The organism is Gilliamella sp. wkB292 (assembly GCF_001690235.1).
Lineage (GTDB): Bacteria > Pseudomonadota > Gammaproteobacteria > Enterobacterales > Orbaceae > Gilliamella > Gilliamella apicola_F.
The window spans coordinates 19098-45195 of the sequence record NZ_LZGO01000047.1 but is presented as its reverse complement, the minus strand read 5'-3'; the positions used below and the strand labels follow the sequence as shown (position 1 = coordinate 45195).

Annotated in this window: 24 protein-coding genes; 9 read left to right on the top strand and 15 right to left on the bottom strand. The window is 35.5% G+C overall.

Annotation, left to right across the window (positions count from 1 at the left end; all coding sequences use genetic code 11):
• Positions 1-10 precede the first annotated feature (10 nt).
• Genes coaBC through A9G09_RS04745 form a run of 4 tightly spaced genes read left to right on the top strand, consistent with a single transcriptional unit; the run spans position 11 to position 3159 of the window.
• Positions 11-1234: a bifunctional phosphopantothenoylcysteine decarboxylase/phosphopantothenate--cysteine ligase CoaBC gene (coaBC, locus tag A9G09_RS04760; RefSeq protein WP_065633759.1), complete on the top strand. Its 1224-nt coding sequence runs from the start codon at positions 11-13 to the stop codon at positions 1232-1234.
• Entirely contained in the window at positions 1218-1676 is a 459-nt protein-coding gene (gene dut / locus A9G09_RS04755; protein WP_065633758.1) for a dUTP diphosphatase, read from the top strand. The genes coaBC and dut overlap by 17 nt, the downstream gene beginning before the upstream one ends.
• On the top strand, positions 1676-2266 hold the full coding sequence (gene slmA, locus A9G09_RS04750) for a nucleoid occlusion factor SlmA (RefSeq protein WP_176700947.1): 591 nt from the start codon (positions 1676-1678) through the stop codon (positions 2264-2266). Before dut ends, slmA begins: the two co-directional genes overlap by 1 nt.
• Positions 2267-2322: 56 nt before the next feature.
• Entirely contained in the window at positions 2323-3159 is an 837-nt protein-coding gene (locus A9G09_RS04745; protein WP_065633756.1) for a mechanosensitive ion channel domain-containing protein, read from the top strand.
• A gap of 53 nt (positions 3160-3212) precedes the next feature.
• On the opposite strand, the gene cysE is transcribed toward A9G09_RS04745, so the two are convergent.
• Together cysE and A9G09_RS04735 are read right to left on the bottom strand one after the other, a co-directional pair.
• Positions 3213-3974 (bottom strand): serine O-acetyltransferase, encoded by a 762-nt coding sequence (gene cysE / locus A9G09_RS04740; RefSeq protein ID WP_065633811.1) that lies wholly within the window; start codon positions 3972-3974, stop codon positions 3213-3215.
• A 176-nt stretch (positions 3975-4150) separates the two neighbouring features.
• Positions 4151-5392: an oligosaccharide MFS transporter gene (locus A9G09_RS04735; protein ID WP_065633755.1), complete on the bottom strand. Its 1242-nt coding sequence runs from the start codon at positions 5390-5392 to the stop codon at positions 4151-4153.
• Positions 5393-5591: 199 nt separating this feature from the next.
• On the opposite strand from A9G09_RS04735, the gene A9G09_RS04730 reads away from it, so the two are divergent.
• On the top strand, positions 5592-6596 hold the full coding sequence (locus tag A9G09_RS04730; RefSeq protein WP_065633754.1) for a LacI family DNA-binding transcriptional regulator: 1005 nt from the start codon (positions 5592-5594) through the stop codon (positions 6594-6596).
• 47 nt (positions 6597-6643) lie between these two features.
• Here A9G09_RS04730 and A9G09_RS04725 read toward each other — a convergent pair whose 3' ends face one another.
• On the bottom strand, positions 6644-8113 hold the full coding sequence (locus tag A9G09_RS04725) for a glycoside hydrolase family 32 protein (RefSeq protein WP_065633753.1): 1470 nt from the start codon (positions 8111-8113) through the stop codon (positions 6644-6646).
• 308 nt (positions 8114-8421) lie between these two features.
• Here A9G09_RS04725 and A9G09_RS04720 point away from each other — a divergent pair, with 308 nt between their 5' ends.
• Together A9G09_RS04720 and A9G09_RS04715 are read left to right on the top strand one after the other, a co-directional pair.
• Positions 8422-9381, top strand: a complete 960-nt coding sequence (locus A9G09_RS04720) for an aminoimidazole riboside kinase (RefSeq protein ID WP_065633752.1) — start codon at positions 8422-8424, stop codon at positions 9379-9381.
• Positions 9382-9385: 4 nt separating this feature from the next.
• A complete protein-coding gene (locus tag A9G09_RS04715; protein ID WP_065633751.1) occupies positions 9386-9940 on the top strand; it encodes a sugar O-acetyltransferase in 555 nt (184 codons plus the stop codon).
• 8 nt (positions 9941-9948) lie between these two features.
• Here A9G09_RS04715 and ispC read toward each other — a convergent pair whose 3' ends face one another.
• The 7 genes from ispC to rpsB all read right to left on the bottom strand — a co-directional run bounded on the left by ispC (position 9949) and on the right by rpsB (position 16334).
• Positions 9949-11127 carry a 1-deoxy-D-xylulose-5-phosphate reductoisomerase gene (gene ispC, locus A9G09_RS04710; protein ID WP_065633810.1) on the bottom strand — a complete coding sequence of 393 codons (1179 nt, stop codon included), beginning with the start codon at positions 11125-11127 and terminating at the stop codon, positions 9949-9951.
• A 2-nt stretch (positions 11128-11129) separates the two neighbouring features.
• Positions 11130-11891, bottom strand: a complete 762-nt coding sequence (gene deoR, locus A9G09_RS04705; RefSeq protein ID WP_065633750.1) for a DNA-binding transcriptional repressor DeoR — start codon at positions 11889-11891, stop codon at positions 11130-11132.
• Between the two features lie 55 nt (positions 11892-11946).
• Positions 11947-12612 (bottom strand): deoxyribose-phosphate aldolase, encoded by a 666-nt coding sequence (gene deoC, locus A9G09_RS04700; RefSeq protein WP_065633749.1) that lies wholly within the window; start codon positions 12610-12612, stop codon positions 11947-11949.
• Positions 12613-13209: 597 nt separating this feature from the next.
• Positions 13210-13767 (bottom strand): ribosome recycling factor, encoded by a 558-nt coding sequence (gene frr, locus A9G09_RS04695; protein ID WP_065633748.1) that lies wholly within the window; start codon positions 13765-13767, stop codon positions 13210-13212.
• A 29-nt stretch (positions 13768-13796) separates the two neighbouring features.
• Complete coding sequence (gene pyrH, locus A9G09_RS04690) at positions 13797-14531, bottom strand: UMP kinase (protein ID WP_065633747.1); 735 nt, start codon at positions 14529-14531, stop codon at positions 13797-13799.
• A 119-nt stretch (positions 14532-14650) separates the two neighbouring features.
• Positions 14651-15511 (bottom strand): translation elongation factor Ts, encoded by an 861-nt coding sequence (tsf, locus tag A9G09_RS04685; protein ID WP_065633746.1) that lies wholly within the window; start codon positions 15509-15511, stop codon positions 14651-14653.
• 85 nt (positions 15512-15596) lie between these two features.
• A complete protein-coding gene (gene rpsB, locus A9G09_RS04680; RefSeq protein ID WP_065633745.1) occupies positions 15597-16334 on the bottom strand; it encodes a 30S ribosomal protein S2 in 738 nt (245 codons plus the stop codon).
• A gap of 614 nt (positions 16335-16948) precedes the next feature.
• Between rpsB and A9G09_RS04675 the strand changes: the two genes are divergently transcribed.
• Positions 16949-17167, top strand: a complete 219-nt coding sequence (locus tag A9G09_RS04675; RefSeq protein WP_065633744.1) for a hypothetical protein — start codon at positions 16949-16951, stop codon at positions 17165-17167.
• A 219-nt stretch (positions 17168-17386) separates the two neighbouring features.
• On the opposite strand, the gene A9G09_RS04670 is transcribed toward A9G09_RS04675, so the two are convergent.
• From A9G09_RS04670 to miaB, 5 genes are all read right to left on the bottom strand, one after another.
• On the bottom strand, positions 17387-18568 hold the full coding sequence (locus A9G09_RS04670) for a serine hydrolase (RefSeq protein WP_065633743.1): 1182 nt from the start codon (positions 18566-18568) through the stop codon (positions 17387-17389).
• Between the two features lie 14 nt (positions 18569-18582).
• Positions 18583-19689: a peptidoglycan glycosyltransferase MrdB gene (gene mrdB, locus A9G09_RS04665; RefSeq protein WP_065633742.1), complete on the bottom strand. Its 1107-nt coding sequence runs from the start codon at positions 19687-19689 to the stop codon at positions 18583-18585.
• 2 nt (positions 19690-19691) lie between these two features.
• Positions 19692-21569 (bottom strand): penicillin-binding protein 2, encoded by a 1878-nt coding sequence (mrdA, locus tag A9G09_RS04660; protein WP_218056835.1) that lies wholly within the window; start codon positions 21567-21569, stop codon positions 19692-19694.
• 78 nt (positions 21570-21647) lie between these two features.
• Complete coding sequence (locus A9G09_RS04655; RefSeq protein WP_065633740.1) at positions 21648-22670, bottom strand: PhoH family protein; 1023 nt, start codon at positions 22668-22670, stop codon at positions 21648-21650.
• Between the two features lie 118 nt (positions 22671-22788).
• Positions 22789-24216: a tRNA (N6-isopentenyl adenosine(37)-C2)-methylthiotransferase MiaB gene (gene miaB, locus A9G09_RS04650; protein ID WP_065633739.1), complete on the bottom strand. Its 1428-nt coding sequence runs from the start codon at positions 24214-24216 to the stop codon at positions 22789-22791.
• Between the two features lie 625 nt (positions 24217-24841).
• Between miaB and A9G09_RS04645 the strand changes: the two genes are divergently transcribed.
• The gene (locus A9G09_RS04645) at positions 24842-26077 is read left to right on the top strand and encodes an N-acetylmuramoyl-L-alanine amidase (protein ID WP_065633738.1); all 1236 of its coding nucleotides are present in this window, start codon (positions 24842-24844) and stop codon (positions 26075-26077) included.
• The last annotated feature ends 21 nt before the right edge of the window (positions 26078-26098 follow it).

Here is a 26098-nt window from a genome sequence, read left to right as displayed (position 1 = left end):
AAGCTTGAGCATGAATCTATCTGGTAAACATATTTTATTAGGGATTACAGGCGGTATTGCAGCTTATAAATGCCCTGATCTTGTTCGCCATTTAAAAAAAGCGGGAGCTGAAGTTCGAGTCATTCTTACTGAATCAGCAAGTCATTTTGTCACACCAATGACACTACAAGCAGTTAGTGCAAATCCTGTTTCAAGCGATCTGTTTGATCCTTCGGCTGAGCTTTCAATGAGCCATATCGAACTGGCAAAATGGGCAGATATTGTATTAATCGCACCGGCGACAGCCAATATCATTGCCAAAATCGCCAATGGCATTGCTGACGATTTATTATCAACAGTGTGTTTAGCCACGCCTGCTCAAATTGCTATAGCACCAGCAATGAACCAACAAATGTATAAAGCGATAGCCACACAGCATAATTTATCGGTATTGCATGATAGAAACACCTTAATTCTTGGTCCTGATGAAGGATTCCAAGCCTGTGGTGATATCGGCCCAGGTCGAATGCTTGAACCACAAGTGATTGTCGAAAACCTCAATAACTACTTCACCCAATCATCATTATTAAATGGGATATCAATTACTATTACTGCTGGACCAACGGTTGAAGAAATCGATCCTGTCCGTTATATCAGCAACTACAGTTCAGGAAAAATGGGCTTTGCTATTGCTAAAGCTGCAGCAGAAATGGGCGCAAATGTTACACTTATTAGCGGTCCAGTTAATTTAGATACGCCAAAACATGTCACACGAATCGATGTTAAAAGTGCAAATGAAATGTATAATCAAGCATTAATTGCGGCCAAAAAATCGTCTATTTTTATTGCTTGTGCAGCAGTTGCTGATTTTCGTGCGGCAACAATTGCCACTCAAAAAATAAAAAAAACGGACGATAATGAACTTGTGATTAAATTAGCCAAAAATCCAGACATTGTTGCGAGTGTTGCAGCATTAGAAAATTCAAGGCCTTTTGTTGTTGGTTTTGCCGCAGAAACCAATAATGTTGAAAAATATGCCTTAAAAAAATTAACCACCAAAAATTTAGATTTAATCTGTGCTAATGATGTTTCAGATAAAAAAATTGGCTTTAATTCCGATCAAAATGCATTAACCCTTTATTGGCAAAATGGTGAACAAAGGTTACCATTAAGTAGTAAACAACAATTAGCAAAACAATTACTTGAAGCTGTGATAACACGATACAAAGCGAGTGATAATGAAAAGAAAAATTGATATTAAAATATTAGATAAACGTTTAGGTAATGAGTTTCCACTCCCCACTTATGCAACCGAAGGATCAGCTGGTATTGATTTACGAGCCATGTTTGATAAAACAACCGAAATTAAACCCGGTGAAACAATCTTAACGCCTACCGGTTTATCCATGCATATTGCCGATCCAAACCTAGCGGCATTGGTCTTACCTCGTTCAGGTTTAGGATCTAAAAATGGGATTGTACTCGGTAATTTAGTCGGTTTAATTGATTCTGATTATCAAGGACAGCTTTTTGTTCCAGTATGGAACCGCAGCCAAACCCCTTTTATAATTGAAGCCGGTGATCGAATTGCACAATTGATTATCGTACCTGTGGTACAAGCCGAATTTAACATTGTTGATGAATTTACACTCTCAGCACGAGGGGAAGGTGGATTTGGGCATTCGGGTAAAAAATGATTGTGACCAGCAAAAATAAGAACCGTAAAGAAGATATCTTGCAAGCATTGGCAACAATGCTTGAGTCCAATGAAGGGACTCAACGCATTACCACGGCGAAATTAGCCGCCACTGTTGGTGTTTCTGAAGCAGCGCTTTACCGACATTTTCCAAGCAAAACCAAAATGTTTGAAAGCTTGATTGTTTATATTGAAGATATACTGCTTTCACGCATCAATACCATTATGCAAGATGAGCCTAAAACATTCACCCGCTTGCAACTTATTTTAGCACTAATATTAGGTTTTTCAGAAAAAAACCCTGGATTAACTAGGATTATGACTGGGCATGCGCTAATGTTTGAACAAGAACAATTACAAGAGCGAATCAGTCAATTATTTGAACGAATAGAAACTCAAATAAAGCAAGTTTTGCGTGAACGAAAAATTCGCGAAGGGGTTGCTTTTACCACTGATGAACGTATTTTATCTAGTCAATTATTAGCATTTTGTGAAGGGATGATGTCACGTTATTCTCGTTCAGGCTTTAAATATCTTCCTACCACCAATTTCGATACACGTTGGGCGTTACTAGCAAAACAGTTAGTTTAGATGCTATATATAACTTTTTAAACTAACTTTTTATCGCTCTAAAATAGGATTATGTGATGGATTTTGAAAAAATTTTAACTCAAACTACCGAATTTATTGATAAATATGATGGCATTGTGCTTAGCTATATAGCACATTTTTGTTTTGCCATTATTATTTTTATAATTGGTCGAACAATATCTAAGTTTATCAGTCGTCAATTAAAACGCATTTTAAGTAGCCGCCATGTTGATCCAACAGTGGTGAAATTTGTCAGCGCATTATCTTATTATGCCGTTATGGTCGTGACACTGGTTGCGGTTTTAGGACAGTTAGGTGTACAAACAGCCTCAATTGTCGCGGTCATTGGTGCCGCAGGTTTAGCTGTTGGTTTGGCACTGCAAGGTTCACTGTCTAACTTTGCCGCTGGCGTAATATTAATAATATTTCGTCCGTTTAAAGTGGGTGAAACAGTTGTTATCAACAGTCAAAAAGGCGTTATTGACTCTATACAGATTTTTTCAACAACGATTGTTACACCAACTAACGAACTTGTTGTTATTCCTAATAGTCAGGTAGTTAGTGCCAATATAATCAACTTTACCCGTTTACCTGAAAGACGTTTAGATTTGGTTATCAATGTGGGTTATGATTCAAATATTCAAAATGTTTACCAAGTGCTAAGACAGGCGGTAAACCAAACCAACAATATTTTGACAAATAAAGATTCAATTATTCGTTTAGATCTGTTAGATGCATCATCAATGAACTTTAATGTTTTGGTTTGGACATTAAACGAAAATTACCCGTCAGTAAGAGCCGAATTACTGGAAAATATTAAAAATCTACTAACTGAAAATGGTATTAATATTCCATATCCAACTATGGATGTGAATGTTAATTCTAACCACTAAATTTTGGTTTTGATCTGCCGTCGACCATTGTCGACGGAAATCTCTTCTTGCAATCAAATTTCTTGATCCATATTCAAAGCTGGTTTATCACAATCAGGGCAGCCGACCACTTTTGCTGGCACTCCAGCAACAGTTGTATGGGCCGGCACTGGCTCTAATACGACTGAACCGGCACCAATTTTTGCCCCTTTACCAATTTCGATATTACCTAAAATCGTTGAATGGGCACCAATCATGACGCCTTCTCGAATTTTTGGATGACGATCCCCATTCTCTTTACCTGTACCACCAAGTGTTACCGATTGTAAAATCGATACATCATTGTCAATGACAACAGTTTCACCAATCACAATACCTGTCGCATGATCGAACATCACACCACAGCCAATTTTTGCAGCAGGATGAATATCAACGCCAAACACAATAGCAATCTGACTTTGTAAAAATGTGGCGAGTGATTGACGATTTTGTTGCCAAAGCCAATGTCCAATACGATAAGCTTGTAGCGATAAAAAGCCTTTATAATAAAGTAAAGGAGTTGAATAATAATTGGTGGCAGGATCACGCACATAAACCGCAATAATATCAGTAATAGCGGATTGAATCAGATGCGGATCAGCCTTATAAGCCTGCCGTGCAATTTCACGAATTTCAATTGCTGGCATGACTTGTGTAGCAAGTTTATTGGCTAAAATATAGCTCAATGCATTACCTAAATTTTCGTGATTAAGCAAAGTGGCATGGAAATAACTGGCTAGCATCGGTTCACTTTCTACTAATTTAGATGCTTCTTGCCTGATTGTTTGCCATAGCATATCAGGCGTAACTACTGTTTTGGTAATGTTCACAACAACAACCTATAGACATTAATCATAGTGATTATCTATTGTTTCGCAAACTCATCATGGAAGCAAGCTTTGTATTCATTGATCATAAACTAAATAGCAAAATGGAAACTTCCGTTTCCATTTTATAGAGTAGATAGCAATGATTATTGTGCTTGAAGTCTATTTTTTCGATCACTGGTTAGGGTAAATGTAGCAACAATTAAAATAAATAGCACAATACTAGCAAGCACATAAAACGTTGTTGAATAGCCAGTATTATCAAATAATTTACCTACCACCCATGACAATGCAATCACACCAATATTAGATGAAATATTAAAGCCAACTAAATAGAGGGTTGATGATAATCTAGCATCAAAATTAGCTACTACATATTTAAATACCGCCAAAATAAACAGCGGCGTTTCAATGGCATGAAATAGTTTTATTAATGATATCAGATAAACATTATGTAGAGATGCAGATAAAGCAATTCGGCAAATCATAACTAATGCAGCAATTAATAGTGACTTTTTAGCACCCACTTTATTAATAAAATAGGGTGCTAAGATCATACAAGCCGCCTCTAAAAAAACTTGAAAAGAGTTTAAATAGCCGTAAACGCGGTAACCATCTTCATTTTTTTCAAAAAAACTGGTGTAAAAATTTGGAAACAGTTGTTGATCATAAATAGTATAAAAACTATTTGTACCAATAATAAAAAATACAAATAGCCAAAATTTTTTCATACCAAATAATGAGAAAATTTCACTTAATGTTGGTATGTTTGAGGTTTTTTCAATAATCCTATCCTTGTTCGCATCCACAGGATAACGTTTTGGCTTAAAGGTTAAATTAATAATAAAAAAGATAACAGCAACAGCAGAGGCCATCCAAAAATTAATATGAGGATCGATACCAAATAAAATACCGGCAACAAACGTGGCAGCAGCATAACCAAACGATCCCCAAAAACGAGCTGGACCAAACTCAAAACCGAATAAGCGACTAATGCGCTCAATAAACGAATCAATCAAAGCACATCCAGAAATAAATCCGGCACTCAACACTGGTGCACCAATACAGACACCGATGATAAAATCACTTTTTAATAACGGCTCATAAACATAAATTAAAAACGGACCAATTAATATCATCACGATACTTTGAAAGGTAATAACAGCTTTGCCGATTTGCAATTTATCTTGAATGATGCCGTAAAATATCATAAAAAACATGGCAGCAGCCGAGTTTGCCGCATAAACCGTTCCAAGCTGCTCACCCGATAAGCCAATTTTACTTTTTAACCATATTGCATAAAAAGACCACCAAAGAGACCAAGCTGCATAAAAGGTAATAAGATAACCAGATGAAAACCAATAATTTCTATTTGCTATTATATTCATATTTATTACTCTTATATTGTGAAGTTTAACGTTAACATGTTAATGTTAACATTATTGTCACAATTGACAGAAAATAGATACAACCGGTTATCATAAATGATAACTTCCTCACACTTTTTATCATTTTTATTTGTGGTATCATCATTTGAAGTAATTATTAGAAAAAGATTTTTTTAATGCTAAACAAAAGGATTTAATTATGGCTTCACTTAAGGATGTTGCAAAGTTGGCGTCGGTTTCGTTGATGACGGTATCTCGCGCAATTAATAATCCTGAAAAATTAAATAAACAGACTTATAATCGGGTTCAAAAAGCTATTGAGCAACTTGACTATGTGCCAGACTTGTCAGCACGTAAAATTCGTGGCGATAGCTCTGGCCCTCGTGCAATAGGTGTTTTAGCATTAGAAACAGCAATGACCCCTTTTTCTGTAGAATTATTACAAGCGATCGAAAAAACAGCACAACAACGCGGTTGGAATACTTTTATTGTTAATCTGTTTGATGATAAACAGGCCAATCATGCCATTAATACTCTGCTATCTTATCGACCTAATGGCATTATTTATACCACTATGGGACTAAGAAAAATTGAACTTCCGACAAAGTTACTTGGGAAAAACGTGGTATTAGCCAATTGCATCTGTGATAGTGAAGATCTAGCGTGTTATATTCCGGATGATTACACTGGTCAATACTACGCCATGCAACAAGTGATTAAAAAAGGCTATAAAAAACCATTATGTATATATTTGTCAAAAACCAGCTTAGCCGGTAAAACTCGCCGTAAAGGTGCCGAGCAAGCATGGTTAGACGCAGGTCGTAATTTAAATGACATTATCAGTTACCACACCACAACGGTAGAAAATAATCTTACCCAAGAATATATGATGACAGTTGATATATTAAAACAGCACTGTAACAAAAAACCAGACTTTGATGTGTTAATTTGTGGCAATGACCGTATTGCTTTTGTTGCTTATCAATTTTTGTTAAGTCAAGGTTTTCATATTCCAACAGATATCGCAATAGTAGGGTATGATAATATGGTCGGCACAGGGGAACTTTTTTATCCACCGCTAACCACCGTCCAATTACCTCATTATCAGATAGGCGAACAAGCTGCATTACACATCATAAACAACCAAACTAACAAAAACGTAACATACGTACCTGCACCATTTTTGCAACGAGATTCATTATAAGCAAAAACTGTTATCCCACTACATTAAAGTAGTGGGATGATTAGCAATTATTCATAAATTGATTTTAACTGCCAACTATCTAATTTTATGATTTTTGCTTGGCCATTTTCAGCAAATAAGTTAACGATTCGTTTAGCCGGTAATTTTGGATAAATACGACTTGATAGACTATATAAATCACCATTAACAAAAACCTCAACAGATGAAGCATCAACATAAATATGCAAATTTAACTTTTTAGTTTTAGGTAACCGAACACTGCGATATCCCTTTAATGCTAACCCTGAAAGACTACGATCAAGTACAATACGATTCGATTGCAGATCCACATACAATAGTGTGGCTTGCTTACCATCTGGCGTTGCCGCTAGCTGTAAACCAAAACGTTCAGCATTACTTTGGGTTAAATCAATATCGACATTAATCTCACAACTAATTGATTCAATATTGGTATTTTTCAATTCATTATTAAGTGTTATTTCACTCAAACTTTTAGGTTTTTCTCGTAATGCTTCAAGTTCTTTAATTGGACGATTACGGACGTTATTATTGCGATCTAAAACCAATTCACGCGGAAGCGTAAAGGCGCCCATCCATTTATCTTGTTTACTTGGCATCATTGATTCCCACATATCCATCCAAGCAAAAATTATGCGTCGACCATCTTTTGCAACGAACGATTGTGGTGCATAAAAATCATGACCAAAGTCCATTTCTTGAAATGGTTTAACTATCGAAAACTTTTTCCCTGGTTGCCAATCACCGACAATATAGCCTGATTGGAATCGGTTACGGTATTGATAACCTTTTGCTTTCATACCTTGCGGTGAAAACATCAAGATCCATTTATCACCAAGCGGGAAAAAATCAGGGCATTCAAGCATATAGACATTAGGATCGATATTGCTCACGACTACATGATCAAATTGCCACTTTTTAAAATCTTGAGAACGATACAGTAAAATTTGTCCAACATCATTGTTATCCCTTTGCCCTACCACCATCCACCATTGACCTGCTTGTTGCCAAACTTTGGGATCACGAAAATGCATAATGCCATCTTCTGGGGTTAAGATAGTGCCATGTTTTTCAAAATGAATACCATCTTTACTTGTAGCAAGACATTGGGTTTGACAAATGTGATCATCATTCCCTTGACCTTGTAACCAAATATGACCGGTATAAACTAAACAAAGCTCACCATTTTTATCTATCGCCGATCCAGAAAAACAACCACTCTTGTCAAACTCGTCACCCGGTGCTAGAGCAATAGGTAATCTTTTCCAAGTCACTAAATCATCACTCACTACATGCCCCCAATGCATCGGTCCCCAGTTTTCATCAAAAGGATGATGCTGATAAAAAGCATGGTACTGACCATTAAAATAGATAAGACCATTAGGATCGTTCATCCATCCAGACTGTGGCGCCAGATGAAAACGTGGATAATACTGTTTATTCATTACCTTTTCTAACTGTTTAACAGCTTGATTTGCTTTATCGATTGCAGTAGACATAAACTCCCCTTTATACATTCCGCATTAAATATAATTTTCATCAAAATGATGACTTTAATTTAGCCACCTTTCTTATCAAGCTATATTACCCTAACTTAATTGTTAACGTTAACTTTTGATCAATTAACAGGCAAAATATGTGATAATAATCACACATTTTTAACGTTAACAATGAATTTTTTTGTAAATGCTTTAGTCTATTGTTAATGACTAATTATAAAACTTCGTTTAAGCTGACTTAACGGTTTAATTAAACCAGCCATAAAGTCACAACACTTAAACCTATTAACTTTAAATTGAGTAATAAAATGAATAAAACTAAAGTCTGGTCGCTTGGCGATGCTGTTATCGATCTTTTACCTTTTGGTGATATGAATTACAAAGCCTGTGCAGGTGGTGCACCTGCAAATGTCGCTATTGGTGTAGCAAAATTGGGGCTTCCTTCCGCATTTATAGGTCGTGTTGGCAATGATCCTTTTGGTCACTTTATGGAAAAAACATTTAATCAATACCACGTTGATTGCCAAAGTTTAGAAAAAGATGATAATCACAGAACCAGTACGGTGGTAGTTGATCTCGGTAATAATGGTGAAAGGAGTTTTACTTTTTTAGTGTCGCCGTCTGCCGATCAGTTTTTATCTCAGCAGGCGATTCCTGATTTTAACCAAGATATTTTGCATTTTTGCTCGCTAGCTTTAGTTGGGCAGACTTGCCGTCAAACATTAAAAACAGCGATTGAAAGGTTGAATGGTAAAAAGGGTTTAATCAGCTTTGATGTCAATTTACGCGAACAAATGTGGCATGATAAAAACGAAATGCGCACAATTATTACACAATTTTGTCATGATGCCGACATACTAAAACTTTCTGATGAAGAGCTATTTTGGCTAACCGAATCTAACGATTGGAGTGCCGCTTTAAATAAGTTACAACAACATTATGATGCAACACTCAAATTAGTTACAAAAGGTAAAGATGGCAGTGTAGTTTTATGGCATGGTAAAACATTTTCGTTCGATTCATATCATGTTAACAGCATTGATACAACCGGTGCCGGCGATGCTTTCGTTGCAGGATTATTAAGTAGTATTGCAACGTCCGGTATGCCAGACGATAAACTTATGTTAGAAAGCATGATGACTATTGCCAGTGCTTGCGGCGCGTTAGCGACAACTCAAAAAGGGGCGTTAACTGCACTTCCTGATAGCGCTTTTTTACAATCGTTTATTAGTGATAACCCTGCATTAACAGCAAAACAAATGGCGTAGTATCATGAGAGAAAAAGAGAAAATGCTAGCAGGTTTGCTCTATAACCCAGAGATCGATTTACTGGCTAACGAAAGGCTTTATGCGCAAGATCTTTGTTTTCAAATAAACCAATTATCGCCATTAGCCAAACAGCAACGACAACAGTTATTCCAAATCCTATTAGGCAAAACTGGGCAACAGTTTACGATCATGCCTGGTTTTCAATGTGATTATGGCTACAATATTGAAATTGGCGAAAATTTTTTTGCTAATTTCAATTGCATTATGTTAGATGCAGCTAAAATTACTTTTGGCGATAATGTACTGGTTGCACCCAATTGTGGATTTTATACCTCAGGACACCCATTAGATTGCCAAACTCGTAATAGCGGACTTGAATTTGCAAAGCCAATTACAATCGGCAATAACGTTTGGATCGGCGGCAATGTGATTGTATTACCGAATGTGACCATTGGCGATAACACCGTTATTGCAGCTGGCAGTATAGTTGATCGTGATATACCAAGCAATGTCATTGCGATGGGCACGCCTTGCCGCGTTTATAAAACACAGCTATAACATTTAAGTTATAGCTTACTACACTGTTCTCGAGCCCACTTATCAATTACTAACACATCCTCGATGGTTTGAGGTTCAGGTAAATTGAGTTTATCTAAGGTTGCCGCAACTTGATTTGCAATATCCATAAAACCGATTTTGCGTTGTAAAAAAGCCTCGACAGCTATTTCATTGGCGGCATTTAAAGCCGTCGTTGCCGCTTGCCCTTGATTAAAAGCATCTATCGCCAATTTTAGGCAAGGATAGCGATTAAAATCGGGGGCATTAAACGTCAATGCCGAAACTTTTGTAAAATCTAAGGGTGGTACAGTTGACAAAATACGCTGTGGATATGACATAGCATAGGCAATGGGTGTACACATATCCGGTACACCTAGTTCAGCGATGACACTACCATCTTGATAACGTACCATAGAGTGAATAATCGATTGAGGATGAATAATAATTTCCATTTCATCGAAACTAGCATTAAATAGCCATCTAGCTTCAATATACTCTAAGCCTTTATTCATCATCGTTGCTGAATCAACTGAAATCTTCTTTCCCATTGACCAATTAGGATGCGCAACCGCCTGCTCGGGTGTAACTGAAATGAGCGAATTTAAAGGTAAATCTCGAAATGGACCGCCTGAACCTGTTAGTACTATTTTAGTTATGCCATAATCGGCTAAATGAGCAAAACCTAATTGCTCTTGAACGGCACAAGGTAAACTCTGAAAAATAGCATTATGCTCACTATCGACCGGTAGTAACTCGGCGCCATATTGTTTCACCGCTTGCATAAATAAATGCCCACAAGTGACTAATGACTCTTTATTAGCGAGTAATATTCGCTTACCTTTTTTAATAGCAGCAAGAGTCGGTTTTAATCCAGCCGCGCCGACAATAGCCGCCATAACGTAATCGACTTCGGGTAATTGAGCTAAGTCACAGATAGCTTGCTCACCACTCGATACCTCAATATCTAAATTCAGATCACGCAAATTAGCCTTAAGCGCTATGGCAGCTTGCTCATCAGCCATAGCCACGTATTTTGGTTTAAATTCTTGGCACTGTTCGGTCATTTTGCTGACATTTTTACCACCGACTAAGGCATAAGCTTTAAATTGTGACCAATTTTGCCGAATAACGGCCAATGTACTACAGCCAATTGAACCTGTTGAACCTAAAATTGTAATATTTTTCATCATCAATAAATTAAACCGATATTATTATCGTTAAAAAAAGAAAGGTACTGAGCGCTTGGCGCTTTATCCGTAATTACTTGATAAAACTGATTAAGTTTAGCAATAAAAGCCGGCTTAACTTGATTAAACTTGGTATGATCAGCAATTAAAATATTCTGACAAGACTTATTCAACGCTTGATGCTTCATACTTAGTTCATCAAAATCATAACAAGTTACACCTTGTATAAGATCTATGCCAGCAGCCGAAATAAAAGCTTTATTAGGACATACAAAATCTAATTGATTATGTGGACTAATACTCGTAAAAATGGCATTGTTAAGCTGATAATGCCCACCGCATAAAATAATTTTGCAATTGGGTTTATGTTGTAAGGCTAAAAAGGCATTGAGCGAATAACAAATTGCAGTGAAGGATATATCCTCATGAATTGCATCGATAATAAAAGGGATTGTGGTACCACAATCAAAAAAAATAGTATCGTTTTCGTTAACTAACAGACTAACAAGCTTACCTATGTAACGTTTTTCTTCTACCTGTTTATCTTGCTGATCGCTAACAAAGTATTGGGTAATTTGATTTTGGGACTGATTAACGATATAACCGCCTAATACTGCTAAAGGTGAAGGTTGATTGTTAATATCACGCCGAATTGTCATTTCGGATACAGCTAACATTTGAGCCGCTTCTTTTAAATGAATTTTATCGGTCGATTTTAGGTACTCAATAAGTGCGTTAACTCTTTTTTGAGGTTGTGTTTCCATTGCCATTCCATTAAATAGCAATAAGCTACTTTGCAGTAGCTTATGAAAGGATCAATTAATAGTTGCTTGATGAGGTAGAATTGCCTGAAACAATTGCAATGCCTGCACTAGCACCTAACCGTGTAGCACCAGCTTGAACCATTTTTTCAGCAGTTTGCCGATCACGAATACCACCTGATGCTTTAACACCCATTTTATCACCAACGGTGTCTCGCATCAATTTGACATCTTCAGCCGTTGCGCCTGATGTACTAAATCCTGTAGAGGTTTTAACAAAAGCAACGCCAATTTCCTTGCAAATTGTACAAACTTTTACGATTTCTTCTTTAGTTAACAAACAAGTTTCTAAAATCACTTTCAATGGCACTGAATTACATGCTTTGAAGACCGCATCGATATCTTTTTTAACGGCATCCCAATCATTGCTTTTTAGCCAACCAACATTGATAACCATATCAATTTCTTGCGCACCTGCTTTAACCGCCATTTCAGTTTCAAATGCTTTTGCAGAAGTTAACATCGCACCAAGAGGAAAACCAACAACCGAGCAAACTTTGACGTCACTACCTTTTAATAAGCTAGCTGCTAAAGGTACATAACCAGAATTCACACACACGGAATAAAAATGGTACTGCTTTGCTTCATCACATAGTTTACGTATTTGATCTTCTGTGGCATTCATTGCAAGTAGAGTATGATCAATATACTTTGCATAATCCATAAGCTTTCCTTTAATTATTGTTAATGATGTCTAGTAAATATTGTTAGTCATTTATAAATGTTAGTAAATGTTATAAAAATAACAAATATAGCCCTATAATGTTATTTTCATCACATTATATACTTAAATTATGATAATTAGAAACAAAACTAATCACACAATATAGACAATTTAAACCAATAATTACTAAATAAAAACTCAGTTACAATTAACCGTTTTTAAGTTTTGTAACATCAATATCAACCAGTCGTGTTTACATTCACTCATCCATTTGATCGAAGCACAACAATAAATCATGCTTAAAACTCATTTATATTTGGGATTAGTACTTTTACCATTATTAGCGCCCAAATTAACTTTTTTCCGAATTTACGGTTAATTAGGCATAATGCTGAACTACTTATAGTGGATTGGAATCATTAACCTGCTTTTGCGATGCTGCGGTGAATATGAATTATCACTGCATCCAACAAATAAAATAATAAAACAGTAACTATCCATTTTTATGAAAAATTAATTGAAAAAACCGATCTTAAGAAGCAAATTATTTACATAAAAAAAGCCTAGTTGTTATAACTAGGCTTTTAAGCTAAAAAATTAAAATTCCATTAACTCTTTTTCTTTATCGGCAAGTACCGAATCTAATTTTTTAATTGCCGCATCGGTAGCTTTTTGAATTAAATCTTGTGATTTACGTTCATCATCTTCTGAAATTTCTTTATCTTTTAACAGTGCTTTAATTTGATCATTGGCATCACGACGAATATTACGAATAGACACGCGACCTTGTTCAGCTTCGTTACGAACAATTTTCGTTAAGTCACGACGACGTTCTTCAGTTAATGGTGGCAAAGGTACTCGAATTACTGTACCTGCCGATGCAGGATTGAGCCCTAAATCGGAAGTTAAAATAGCCTTTTCAATCATTGGTGTTAATGATTTATCAAATACTGTAATAGCAAGGGTTCTTGCATCTTCAGCCACCACGTTTGCTAATTGACGTAGTGGTGTTGGGCTGCCGTAATATTCAACCATAATACCATCTAATAAGCTTGGTGATGCACGGCCTGTTCTCACTTTAGAAATATGAGTTTGAAACGCATCAATACTTTTTTCCATGCGCGATTGCGCTTCTTTTTGAATCTCGTTTAGCATAATAAAAACCTTATTTAAAATAACAAAGACTAACAGCTAACTGTTGCCTGATTATTAATTAATGTTCCTTCTGGTTCACCTAAAATGACACGACGTAATGCACCAGGTTTATTCATATTAAACACACAAATAGGTAAATTGTGATCACGCGCTAATGTAAATGCGGCAAGATCCATAACTTTTAGTTCATCATCTAACACTTTTTCATAATTTAATGTTTTATAAAGTGTTGCATTTGGATCTTTAACAGGATCAGCAGAATATACACCATCAACTTTAGTCGCTTTTAGAACCACATCCGCTTCAATTTCGATACCACGTAAACAAGCAGCAGAATCGGTTGTAAAAAACGGATTACCTGTACCTGCTGAAAGGATAACCACCTTACCATGACGAAGTAAGCTAATTGCTTCAGTCCAACGATAATCATCACACACACCATTTAAAGGTATAGCAGACATTAAACGCGCATTAACTTCTATTCGATGCAGAGCATCGCGCATTGCAAGACCATTCATTACCGTTGCTAGCATCCCCATGTGATCGCCAACTACTCGATTCATACCTGCTTTAGCAAGACCTGCACCACGAAATAGGTTACCGCCCCCAATAACAACAGCCACTTGAACATTCATTTCAATTAGTTCTTTTATTTCTTGTGCCATACGGTCAAGAACGGTGGGATCAATACCAAAACCTTCATCGCCTTGTAGTGCTTCACCACTGAGTTTTAGAAGAATACGTTTATAGAAAGGGGTTACCATATGAAGTCTCACTATTTCGTTGTTTAATTACCTGACAAACTAGGTTAGCTAGCTGGTAATAATTTTAAAATATTTTGTAGATAAACAAAACCGCCTTTACGGCGGTTTTTATAAAACAATTAAGATTGTTTCGACATCGCAGCAACTTCGGCTGCAAAATCAACTTCGACTTTTTCGATACCTTCACCCACTTCAAAGCGGATAAATGTCGCAACTGTCGCTTTTTTCTCAGCAAGTAGATCACCTACAGTTTTACTTGGATCCATTACAAATGGTTGACCAGTAAGTGATACTTCACCAGTGAATTTACGCATACGGCCTTCAACCATTTTTTCAGCGATTTCACGTGGTTTACCTGATTGCATTGCAATATCGATTTGAATATTACGTTCATGTTCAACCACATCAGCCGGAACATCGCTTGGGTTAACATATTCAGGTTTACTTGCAGCAATGTGCATAGCGATATGTTTAACTAATTCTTCATCACAGCCACTGTTTGCTGCAACTAAAACACCGATACGAGCACCATGTTGGTAGCTGCCTACTACATCACCAGCGATTGCTTGAACACGACGAATACCAATGTTTTCACCGATTTTAGCAACTAAAGCTGTACGCTCTTCTTCAAATTTAGCTTGTAAAGCAGCAAGATCAGTAATGTGATCATTTAATGCAGCTGTCGCTACTTTTTCGCTAAATGCGATAAAACCAGCATCTTTTGCAACAAAGTCTGTTTCACAGTTGATTTCTAAAATAATACCTGATTTTTTATCAGCAGAAATTTTAGAAATAATCACACCTTCAGCAGCAACACGACCAGCTTTTTTAGCGGCTTTTGCTTGACCTGATTTACGCATATTGTCGATAGCAAGATCAATATCACCATTCGCTTCAACTAATGCTTTTTTACATTCCATCATGCCTGCGCCTGTTCTTTCACGCAGTTCTTTTACCATAGAAGCGGTAACTTCAGCCATTTTTTAATCCTCTATTTAACCATTGTGATGATTTTCATTAGAATGGGTCGACACTCATTATCGACCCTGAAAATATTTGAGTTTATTACTCAGCTGCTGGCGCTTCTTCAACAAAGCTTTCTTCAGATACTGGAGATTGGTTTTGTTCACGACCAGAACGAACTGCATCAGCAACCGCATTTGCATATAATTGAATAGCACGAATTGCGTCATCATTACCTGGAACAATATAATCAATACCATCTGGATCTGAGTTTGTATCAACAACAGCAATGACTGGAATACCTAAATTGTTAGCTTCTTTGATTGCGATATGTTCATGGTCTGCACCAATAACAAAAATCACATCGGGTAAGCCACCCATATTTTTAATTCCACCCAAGCTATTTTCTAATTTAGCCATTTCGCGAGCACGCATTAGTGCTTCTTTTTTGGTTAATTTGTCAAATGTACCATCACTAGCTTGTGTTTCTAAATCTTTTAAGCGTTTGATTGATTGACGTACTGTTTTCCAGTTAGTCAACATACCACCTAACCAACGGTGATTTACATAGTATTGCCCACAGCTTTCAGCTGCTTGTTTAATCGCTTCGCTAGCTGCACGCTTTGTACCAACAAATAAAATTTTACCTTTACGAGCGGCAATCTTGTTTAATTCAGCTAACGCTTCGTTGAATAAAGGAACTGTTTTTTCAAGATTGATGATGTGAACTTTATTACGAGCACCAAAAATAAATGGTTTCATTTTTGGGTTCCAATAACGAGTTTGGTGTCCAAAATGTACACCCGCTTGTAACATATCGCGCATTGATACTGTAGTCATGATTTCCTCATTTTGACGTTGGGGTTATGCCTCCACATATCCGCTTTATCCGACCTTATTACTTAAAGTAAAAGGCACCCCGGCAAAGAGTAATGATATGTGTGTGTTATAACGTTAATTAAATTTTAAAATTTTTGCTTTATCTCACAACGATTTTTAAAAAAATGAATGTGAAGAGTTGCGCGCGTTTTATACCATATTTAGATAAGGTTTGCTAGCGTTATTTCTATAAAAATAGCAACAATAGTGTTATGCATTAAAAAGAAAGTTACCTCAAAAAATAAAAATTTGAATAAATTTCGTGAATTTACTAAGTATTTTTCAATTAAAAAATAAAAACGCTAGCTTTATTAATACGATGTTTTTACATATTAAAAATTAGCTTTACTGTCATCTTGTTAGCTTATGCCGTTAGTCTTAATTCACTTTTTAATTATGCTTCTATCCTAATCGTATTAAAGATATAAAATATCAACCTATAAAAGGATGTGATAACGAGTAAAAAGAGATATTGCTAAGAGTAAGTTATATTAAAAAGCTTTTTTATTCTTCATGCGTTAAAGATAAATTACGGTTATTTGCAGATTGTAGTCATTGAAAATTAAGTTAAAAAAATGACTTTTATCCCTACTTTAGCCATTCATGAAAAAGTTAATTTTTATGCTAAATCGGCTAAAATTACTTTAGAAAAACGAGAGCGTATCGTAGTAGATGAACTAGATGTAGCTTTACTAGTCACTGATCTTAAAAATTTTAATGTGTTACATCAGGAAGATTTTATCCCGTTTTACATTGTAACGCTTTTCTATTTCAAAGCCTTGTTGGAAAGATAATTTTATAATACCAGACAGTTATCTTTTTAAAAGCGATGAGTAATAAACAAGTTATGCTTGTAAATTAAGTAAGATAGAATGCGTGACTAACAAAGTAAAAAGCGTTGTAAGAACGTTATTTTAGGGCAGTGAATAAGTTTACAGATTGTTTTTATGTTATAAAAAACCATTCAATAAGTTTTTACTTATCAAATGGTTTAATAAAATTTAGTTAAATACTTAGTTAAATATTTGATTGAATTTCAAACAAATCCAATCCCATACAGATCCAAAGAATCCTGTTTCTTCAACATCTTGTAATGCAACTAATGGCTGTTCATTGATAATTTTGCCATCTAATAAAAACTGCATTTTACCTACACTGGTGCCTTTAGTAATAGGTGCGTAAATATAATCATCAATAATATATTGTACTTGTACATCAGCCGAACGTCCTTTTGGCACAGTAACATAAGCACCTTCAATTGCACCCAACTGAATTTTATTCTGATCGCCATACCAAATAGATTCTGTTGTTAATGGCGTACCCGCTTTGACTGGATTAGCTGTTTCGAAAAAACGAAATCCCCAAACTAATAATTTTTTACTCTCTTCTTCACGTCCTTTAAAAGTGCGTCCACCTAATACAGCAGAAATTAAACGCGTATTACCATCAACAGCTGAGGCAACTAAATTATAACCAGCAGCATTGGTATGCCCAGTTTTAATACCATCAACATTTAAAGTGGTATCCCAAAGTAAACCATTTCGGTTTAATTGTGGTTTAGATAGGGTATAAGTGAACTCTTTTTCTTTATAAATAGCGTACTCTGAAGGTAAATCATGGATTAATGCTTTTCCTAAAAACGCCATATCTTTTGCTGTTGTATATTGTCCGGGTGCATCTAAACCATGTACAGTTTCAAAATGCGTATGCTCTAAACCTATTTTTTTCGCATATTCATTCATTAAATTAACAAAAGCACCTTGGCTACCTGCAATATGTTCAGCCATTGCGATACAGGCATCGTTGCCAGATTGGATAATTATTCCTTTATTAAGGTCGGATACCGAAACCGTTTTACCCACTTCTAAAAACATCAATGATGAGCCTTTTAAAATAGGATTTCCTGTTGCCCAAGCATCTTTACTTACAACGACCATATCATCATTTTTGATACGCCCTGATTGTAATGCTTGTCCAACTACATAACTGGTCATCATTTTCGTTAAACTTGCTGGATCGCGTTGTTGTTCAGCATTATATTGCGCCAAAATCTCACCTGATTTAGCATCAATTAAAATATAAGATTCAGCATCTAATTGGGGAATAGCAGGAATAGGAAAAGCCATTTCAGCTGATGCCGAAGAACAAATTGCAAGCGCTAACAAAGCAAAAGATAATTTAAATTTCTTTTTCATTTAATTCAATTCCGTTAAATATTTTTAGATAACATGTATCGATGAGTGTGAATAGACATCATAATGCCAAAACTTGCCATTAATACGACTAAGGAAGAGCCACCATAACTTATTAGCGGTAATGGTACACCAACTACCGGTAAGATTCCACTAACCATACCAATATTAATAAATACATAAACAAAAAACACTAAAATTAAACCACCTGAGAGTATACGGCCAAATGTGGTTTGAGCTTGTGCGGCAATAACTAATCCACGGATAATTAAGCATAAAAATAACACTAATAGTATTATTGTGCCGATAAAACCAAACTCTTCAGCGATAACGGAAAAAATAAAGTCAGTATGCCTTTCTGGTAAAAATTCTAACTGAGATTGTGTGCCTTCAAGCCAGCCTTTACCCCAGATCCCGCCGGAGCCAATAGCGGTTTTAGATTGAATAATATGATAACCCGCACCACTAGGATCGAGTTCAGGATTAAATAACATTAACACTCGAAGTCGCTGATAATCATGCATAAGAAAAAACCACATTACTGGCAGAAATACCGCAATTAAAATAATAGCGATAAAAATAAATCGCCAATTGATGCCAGCTAAAAATATGATAAAAATACCTGACATAACAATTAAAATTGCAGTACCTAAATCTGGCTGCATAGCAACAAGTAAAGTAGGAACGGCAATAATAATTAAAGTTTGAAAGGTATTTTTTAATGGTGGTGGACAACCATCACGGTGAATAAATTTAGCTACCATTAATGGGACAGCTATCTTAGCAATTTCAGAGGGTTGAAAGCGTAAAATGCCTAAATCTAACCATCGCTGTGCGCCTTTACTTACATAACCAAAAATATCGACCAATAACAACATAAATATACAAAACAAATATAAATATGGCGCCCATTTTTCAAAGGTTCTAGGCGAAAATTGCGCAATGACAATCATCACAACATAACCAAGTAAAATTTGAATGACTCGTTTTTGCATCATATCAAAATCTTGACCAGTAGCGCTCCAAAGAATATAAAGGCTATAGCCAAGTAATAATGTAATGAATAAAAAAAATAGTGGATCGATATGGATTTTTTGCCAAAAAGTTTTTTTGATATTATTCATAATTAATCTTCATGCCCTGCATGTGATGCAGTTTCATCTAATTCCGTTGAATTATCACCTAATAGGTAATAATCCAATATTTTTCGTGCGACGGCGCCGCCATTTGAGCTACCACCACCGCCATTTTCAAGCACAATGGCTAACGCAATAGTTGGTTTATCAAAAGGAGCATAAGCAACAAATAACGCATGATCACGTAAGTGTTCAGGAATTTTATGGGCATTATAAACTTCGTCTTCTTTTAAACCATAAACTTGTGCTGTACCCGATTTACCGGCTGCTTGGTATTTTGCATCGGCATAGATTTTTCGTGCAGTTCCTCGTGCACCAAACATTACCCGATGCATGCCTTCTTTAGCTAATGCCCAGTAATTGGGATTAACATCAACTAAACTATTATTTTCAATATAATTTTGTTGATTAACCGCAGGTGGATTCGAATTAGTATTTAAAATATCGCTCTTTTTATACAATAAAAAATGTGGCGTATAAGTTTTACCATTATTAATCAAAATAGTAAGCGCTTTAGCTAACTGTATAGGTGTTGCTGTCCAATAACCTTGACCAATCCCTACCGGAATGGTGTCACCTTGTAACCAAGCTTTTTTATAACGTTGCATTTTCCATTCACGGCTAGGCATAACGGCTTTATTTTCTTCATTTGGTGAAATATCAATACCGGTTCTTTCACCATAACCAAATTTAGTCATCCATTGATGTAAACGATCGATACCCATATCATAAGCAACTTGATAAAAGTAGGTATCAACTGATTCTTCAATTGCTCTTAATACATCAACGCGCCCATGTCCCCATTTTAACCAGTCTCGATATCGTCTATCGGTACCAGGTAATTGCCACCAACCCGGATCATTAATGGTTGATTTGGGTGTAACAACACCTTCACTTAAAGCGGCAATGGCGATATAGGGTTTTACTGTTGAAGCAGGCGGATAAGAACCAAGTAATGCTCGATTATAAAGAGGTTTATTAGGATCATTGAGTAATTCGCTATATTTAGCATTCGATATTCCACCAACAAACGGATTAGAATCGTAACTCGGACTTGAAACCAATGCTAAAATTTCGCCATTATTAGGATCAATAGCAACCACTGCTGCTTTACGGCCAGCAAGTAACTGCTCGATATAAAGTTGTAATTTAAGATTGATAGACAGGTAAATATCTTCACCAGCTTGTGGTGGATGCTGATTAAGTTGACGAACAATGCGCCCTCGGCTATTAACTTCAACTTTTTCATATCCTGGCGTACCATGTAATACATCTTCGTAGTATTTTTCGATACCCATTTTACCGATATTAAAAGTTGCCACATAATCACTGGTTTTATTTTCATCATCTAAACGTTGTTTATCAGCAGTATTAATTTTTGAAATATAGCCAATAATATGCGTTAATGATGCGCCATATGGATAATAGCGATGCTGTATACCCACAATTGAAACATAAGGGAAACGATGCTGATCAACAACAAAACGTGCAATTTGCTTTTGAGTTAAATTGTCCTTAAGTGGCACGGGACGATGAGCTTTATAATTACGACGTTCTTTTTGAAAATTTTCAATATCTTCATCGGTCAAATTAACAATATTTTTTAATTCATTAAATTGCTCATTAAGATTTTTAATTTTATCAGGAATAATATTGAGTTGATAAGTTATATTGTTAATGGCTAAGGGCGTGCCATTACGATCATAAATCATTCCACGGCTAGGTGGAATAGGGATAATTTCGATACGATTATTATTCGATTTAGTACTGTAATAACTAAAATTAGAAATCTGCAAATCAGCTAAATTACCGAGTAAAACCGATATTAATAATAAGATAATAACAAAAGCAAATAACACTCGCCGCAAAAACAGATTCGTTTCTGCCGAGTGATCTCGAATATTGCTTCTCTTTTTTTTACTTGAGATAGGGATAATATGACTCCTCTAAATACTTCTTTCGCCAGATTGATGCTTATGTTGTTCTTCCCAATTTTCATAAGCATTGACGATTCTTGCAACCACAGGATGACGAACAACATCTTCACTATTAAAAAAATTGAAGCTAATTTCGTCAACTTGGCTTAATACTTCAATTGCATGACGTAATCCAGATTTTTGATGGCGAGGTAAATCAATTTGCGTAATATCACCAGTAATGACCGCTTTAGAATTAAAACCAATACGGGTTAAAAACATTTTCATCTGTTCAATAGTCGTATTTTGGCTTTCATCTAAAATAATAAATGCATCATTAAGAGTACGTCCACGCATATAAGCTAGCGGAGCAACTTCAATAACACTTTTTTCAATGAGTTTTTCAACCTTTTCAAAACCTAACATTTCAAATAAAGCATCATAAAGAGGACGTAAGTAAGGATCCACTTTTTGACTTAAATCGCCGGGTAAGAAGCCCAGTTTTTCACCAGCTTCAACCGCAGGGCGAGTTAATACAATTCGACGAATTTGTTGTTTTTCCAAAGCATCAACCGCTGCGGCTACCGCTAAATAGGTTTTACCCGTTCCTGCCGGACCAATACCAAACGAGATATCATAATCTAACACATGCGCAATATATTGCGCTTGATTTGCTGTTCTGGGTTTAATTACGCCACGCTTAGTTTTTATCATAACAAGCTTACCTGCTTGATAATCAACATAAGCAGGTAAGTGTTCACTTGCTTTTTCAAGAGCCCCAGATTCTTTGATAGCTAAATGAATCTGTTCTGGTTCAATATCAACTATTTTATTTTTTAATTTAGTTTGCTTATAAAGTACTTTTAAAATATCGTTGGCCGCGTTAACACAAATAGGATCACCGGTAATTGAAAATAGATTACCACGATGATTAATTTCAATACCAAGTCGACGCTCTAATTGTTTTATATTGTCATTATAAGGACCACAAAGACTATTTAACCGCTGATTATCAGCCGGCTCAAGTAAAGTTTCACAAGTCAAAATATTCAATGATAAGTCCTCTAATAATTAAGATTAACTGCCAATGCGTTATTGATATAAATTTAATATTTTAACGCATTAAAAAGTGCACAACATAGTGATAACACTTCACGATATTCACTTATAGTTATGGATGATAAATACCCACGCCTAAATCATTTTCTTTACGCGTTCGTGAAATTACTGACATTGGCGATTGATTGACTCGTAAATCCATTTCATCTTCAGTACGAACCACTCTTCCTCGTAAGGAATTAGGATAAATATCGGTTATTTCTACATCAACAAATTTTCCAATCATATCTGGTAAACCTTCAAAATTAACAATACGATTATTTTCAGTACGTCCTGTTAATTCCATTAAGTTTTTCTTGGAAGGTCCTTCAACCAAAATACGTTGCACGGTATTTAACATGCGGCGACTAAATTGCATCGCTTGTTGATTAATGCGCTCTTGCAATATATATAAACGCTGTTTTTTCTCGTCTTCAGAAACATTATCTTCCATTTCAGCAGCTGGTGTACCTGGTCGTGCTGAATAGACAAAGCTATAACTTAAATCAAAATTCACATCAGCAATTAATTTCATGGTTTGTTCAAAATCTTCTTGGGTTTCACCAGGGAATCCAACAATAAAATCCGAACTAATTTGAATGTCAGGACGAACTTTGCGTAATTTGCGAATAATTGATTTATATTCAATAGCGGTATGTGTGCGTTTCATCAGATTTAACACACGATCTGAACCACTTTGTACCGGCAAATGCAAAAAGTTAACTAATTCCGGCGTATCACGATAAACATCGATAATATCATCGGTAAATTCAATTGGATGGCTGGTAGTAAAACGAATACGATCAATACCATCAATAGCCGCAACTAATCGCAATAATTCAGCAAAAGAACAGATATCACCATCAAATGTTGGACCGCGGTAAGCATTTACATTTTGACCAAGTAAATTGACTTCACGAACGCCTTGTTCGGCTAACTGAGCTATTTCATAAATAACATCATCACACGGCCTACTGACTTCTTCACCTCGAGTATAAGGTACCACACAGTAAGTACAATATTTATTACATCCTTCCATAATCGATACAAAAGCTGTTGGCCCTTCACTACGCGGTTCAGGCAAACGGTCAAATTTTTCAATTTCTGGAAAGCTAACATCAACAACATGATTGCCTTTACCACTACGAACTTGCTCAATCATTTCAGGCAAACGGTGAAAAGTTTGTGGTCCAAAAATAATATCAACAAATGGTGCGCGTTTACGAATATGTGCACCTTCTTGTGAAGCAACACAACCACCTACCCCAATAATAATATTCGGATTATGTTGTTTTAAGTTTTTCCAACGACCTAATTGATGGAATACTTTTTCTTGGGCTTTTTCACGAATAGAGCAAGTATTGAGTAATAAAATATCTGCTTCTTCTGCATTTTCTGTTAAAGTTAAACCATGGGTGGATTCAAGGAGATCTGCCATTTTAGTTGAATCATATTCATTCATTTGGCAGCCCCAAGTTTTGATATGTAGTTTTTTGCTCATCAATAACTCAGCTATATTTAATTGTTAAAATGAAAACGGGTTTAAATCCGCGATTTTAGCGTGCCATATTGTAATCCTTTGTAATTGTAGGGTCTATAATAAAAATGAAAAATAACAAAACAAAGTAGCGTATTGGATTTTTTTATTGAAAATAGCAATATTTTAGAAAAAATTTAACAGTAAAAAATAGGTTATTTTGCTAACTAAAAACATTACCAATCAATTTATTGTCTAACGCTTAGTCAAAATTTATCGTAGATATAATTTTGCTATAACTGATTTATTAATAACGTAATTTTTAATTTATCTAGTAGTGTAAAATAAGTAGGCAAACTGAAAAATGCATGATATCGCCAATTTGATTACTTCCTATTTTCATCAAAAATATAAATTTCATTTTTTAAAAGTTTTAACAAACAATGCCAACAAAGCCAAATTGATTAAACCTTGAGTTAAATATAATCCTAACCTGAATAAAAAATATCAAGGCCGCGGCTATAACATAATCAATAGATAACTTATCAAATAAAAAAGCCAATTAAAGATGAGAATCATTCTTTTTAATATCAATATATTTTATGCTATTATTCACGATCAATTTATTTAGAAAATAATGTGTTTAGATATGTCAAAAACATTTAGTCCAACAAAACGCCTACTCATTAAAGGTATTATTGCGACATGTTTATTATCTGTCACAAAAGTAGGTTTTGCAGCAAACTTAGCTCAGGTCATAGCCGTTAGAGTTTGGCCTTCATCGACCTATACTCGAATAACATTAGAATCGAATGTAAATTTAAAATTCAAACACACTTTATTGACCAATCCAGAAAGGCTTGCCATTGATATTGAGAATATTAATTTAGATGCTACTTTAAAAAAGATTTCATCTAAAGTATTACCTCGAGATCCTTATATCAAATCAATAAGTGTTGCCCAACTTGATTCAAAAAAAGTTCGAATCATGATCAATTTGAAGCAAGGTATTCAACCAAATACCTTTAGCTTATCGCCTGTAGCTGAATTTAAACATCGTTTAGTCATCGATCTTTATCCATCTAAGCCTTCATCAGCAACAGATGATGATCCTTTGCTTGCATTATTAGAAGAGTATAAAAAAGGCGATCTTAATAAAAAACAAGCTGAGATCAAAACAGCAACAAATAAAAACAAAAACGCACCTATTATTGTTGTTCTCGATCCTGGACATGGAGGCGAAGATCCTGGCGCTATTGGAAATAATAAGACGCGTGAAAAAGATGTCGTTTTACAAATTGCCCGTCGAGCTTACAGTTCTTTGAAAAAAGAACCTAATATAAAAGTCTACATGACACGTAATGAGGATGTCTTTATACCATTGAAAGTTAGAGTAGCTAAAGCTCGATCATTACACGCTGATATATTTATTTCTATTCATGCCGATGCCTTTGCTAGCTCATCAGTAAAAGGATCGTCAGTATTTGCTTTATCTACACGCGGCGCAAGTAGCTCAGCAGCTAGCTATTTAGCACAAACTCAAAATGAGGCCGACCAAATAGGCGGCGTCAGTCGTAGTGGTGATAAATATTTAGATAATACCATTTTAGATTTAGTTCAAAAAACCACACTGAGCAATGGTGTATTACTCGGCAATGCCATTTTAAATAGAATGAAAAGTGTCAATAAATTACATAAACCGTCACTTGAAAAAGCGGGATTTGCTGTATTAAAAGCACCAGATATTCCTTCGGTTTTAGTCGAAACTGCTTTTATTAGTAATGCTTCAGAAGAGCAAAAATTAAAAACAGCTTCGTTTCAAAATCAAGTATCTAAAGCGATCGTAGATGGCATCAAAGATTACGTCAAAAAACGTAAAAACTAGCAATCATAAAAGTGACTAAAC

Coding starts and splice junctions, on each gene's coding strand:
- A9G09_RS04725 (WP_065633753.1), bottom strand. CDS start 8,113: ATGTCTACTGCAATCGATAAAGCAAATCAAGCTGTTAAACAGTTAGAA.
- ispC (WP_065633810.1), bottom strand. CDS start 11,127: ATGAAAAATATTACAATTTTAGGTTCAACAGGTTCAATTGGCTGTAGT.
- rpsB (WP_065633745.1), bottom strand. CDS start 16,334: ATGACTACAGTATCAATGCGCGATATGTTACAAGCGGGTGTACATTTT.
- A9G09_RS04720 (WP_065633752.1), top strand. CDS start 8,422: ATGAATAAAACTAAAGTCTGGTCGCTTGGCGATGCTGTTATCGATCTT.
- miaB (WP_065633739.1), bottom strand. CDS start 24,216: ATGAGCAAAAAACTACATATCAAAACTTGGGGCTGCCAAATGAATGAA.
- mrdB (WP_065633742.1), bottom strand. CDS start 19,689: ATGAATAATATCAAAAAAACTTTTTGGCAAAAAATCCATATCGATCCA.
- tsf (WP_065633746.1), bottom strand. CDS start 15,511: ATGGCTGAAGTTACCGCTTCTATGGTAAAAGAACTGCGTGAAAGAACA.
- cysE (WP_065633811.1), bottom strand. CDS start 3,974: ATGCTATGGCAAACAATCAGGCAAGAAGCATCTAAATTAGTAGAAAGT.
- A9G09_RS04645 (WP_065633738.1), top strand. CDS start 24,842: ATGTCAAAAACATTTAGTCCAACAAAACGCCTACTCATTAAAGGTATT.
- pyrH (WP_065633747.1), bottom strand. CDS start 14,531: ATGGTAACCCCTTTCTATAAACGTATTCTTCTAAAACTCAGTGGTGAA.
- coaBC (WP_065633759.1), top strand. CDS start 11: ATGAATCTATCTGGTAAACATATTTTATTAGGGATTACAGGCGGTATT.
- A9G09_RS04670 (WP_065633743.1), bottom strand. CDS start 18,568: ATGAAAAAGAAATTTAAATTATCTTTTGCTTTGTTAGCGCTTGCAATT.
- frr (WP_065633748.1), bottom strand. CDS start 13,767: ATGCTAAACGAGATTCAAAAAGAAGCGCAATCGCGCATGGAAAAAAGT.
- A9G09_RS04735 (WP_065633755.1), bottom strand. CDS start 5,392: ATGAATATAATAGCAAATAGAAATTATTGGTTTTCATCTGGTTATCTT.
- A9G09_RS04675 (WP_065633744.1), top strand. CDS start 16,949: ATGACTTTTATCCCTACTTTAGCCATTCATGAAAAAGTTAATTTTTAT.
- dut (WP_065633758.1), top strand. CDS start 1,218: ATGAAAAGAAAAATTGATATTAAAATATTAGATAAACGTTTAGGTAAT.
- A9G09_RS04715 (WP_065633751.1), top strand. CDS start 9,386: ATGAGAGAAAAAGAGAAAATGCTAGCAGGTTTGCTCTATAACCCAGAG.
- deoC (WP_065633749.1), bottom strand. CDS start 12,612: ATGGATTATGCAAAGTATATTGATCATACTCTACTTGCAATGAATGCC.
- A9G09_RS04730 (WP_065633754.1), top strand. CDS start 5,592: ATGGCTTCACTTAAGGATGTTGCAAAGTTGGCGTCGGTTTCGTTGATG.
- deoR (WP_065633750.1), bottom strand. CDS start 11,891: ATGGAAACACAACCTCAAAAAAGAGTTAACGCACTTATTGAGTACCTA.
- A9G09_RS04745 (WP_065633756.1), top strand. CDS start 2,323: ATGGATTTTGAAAAAATTTTAACTCAAACTACCGAATTTATTGATAAA.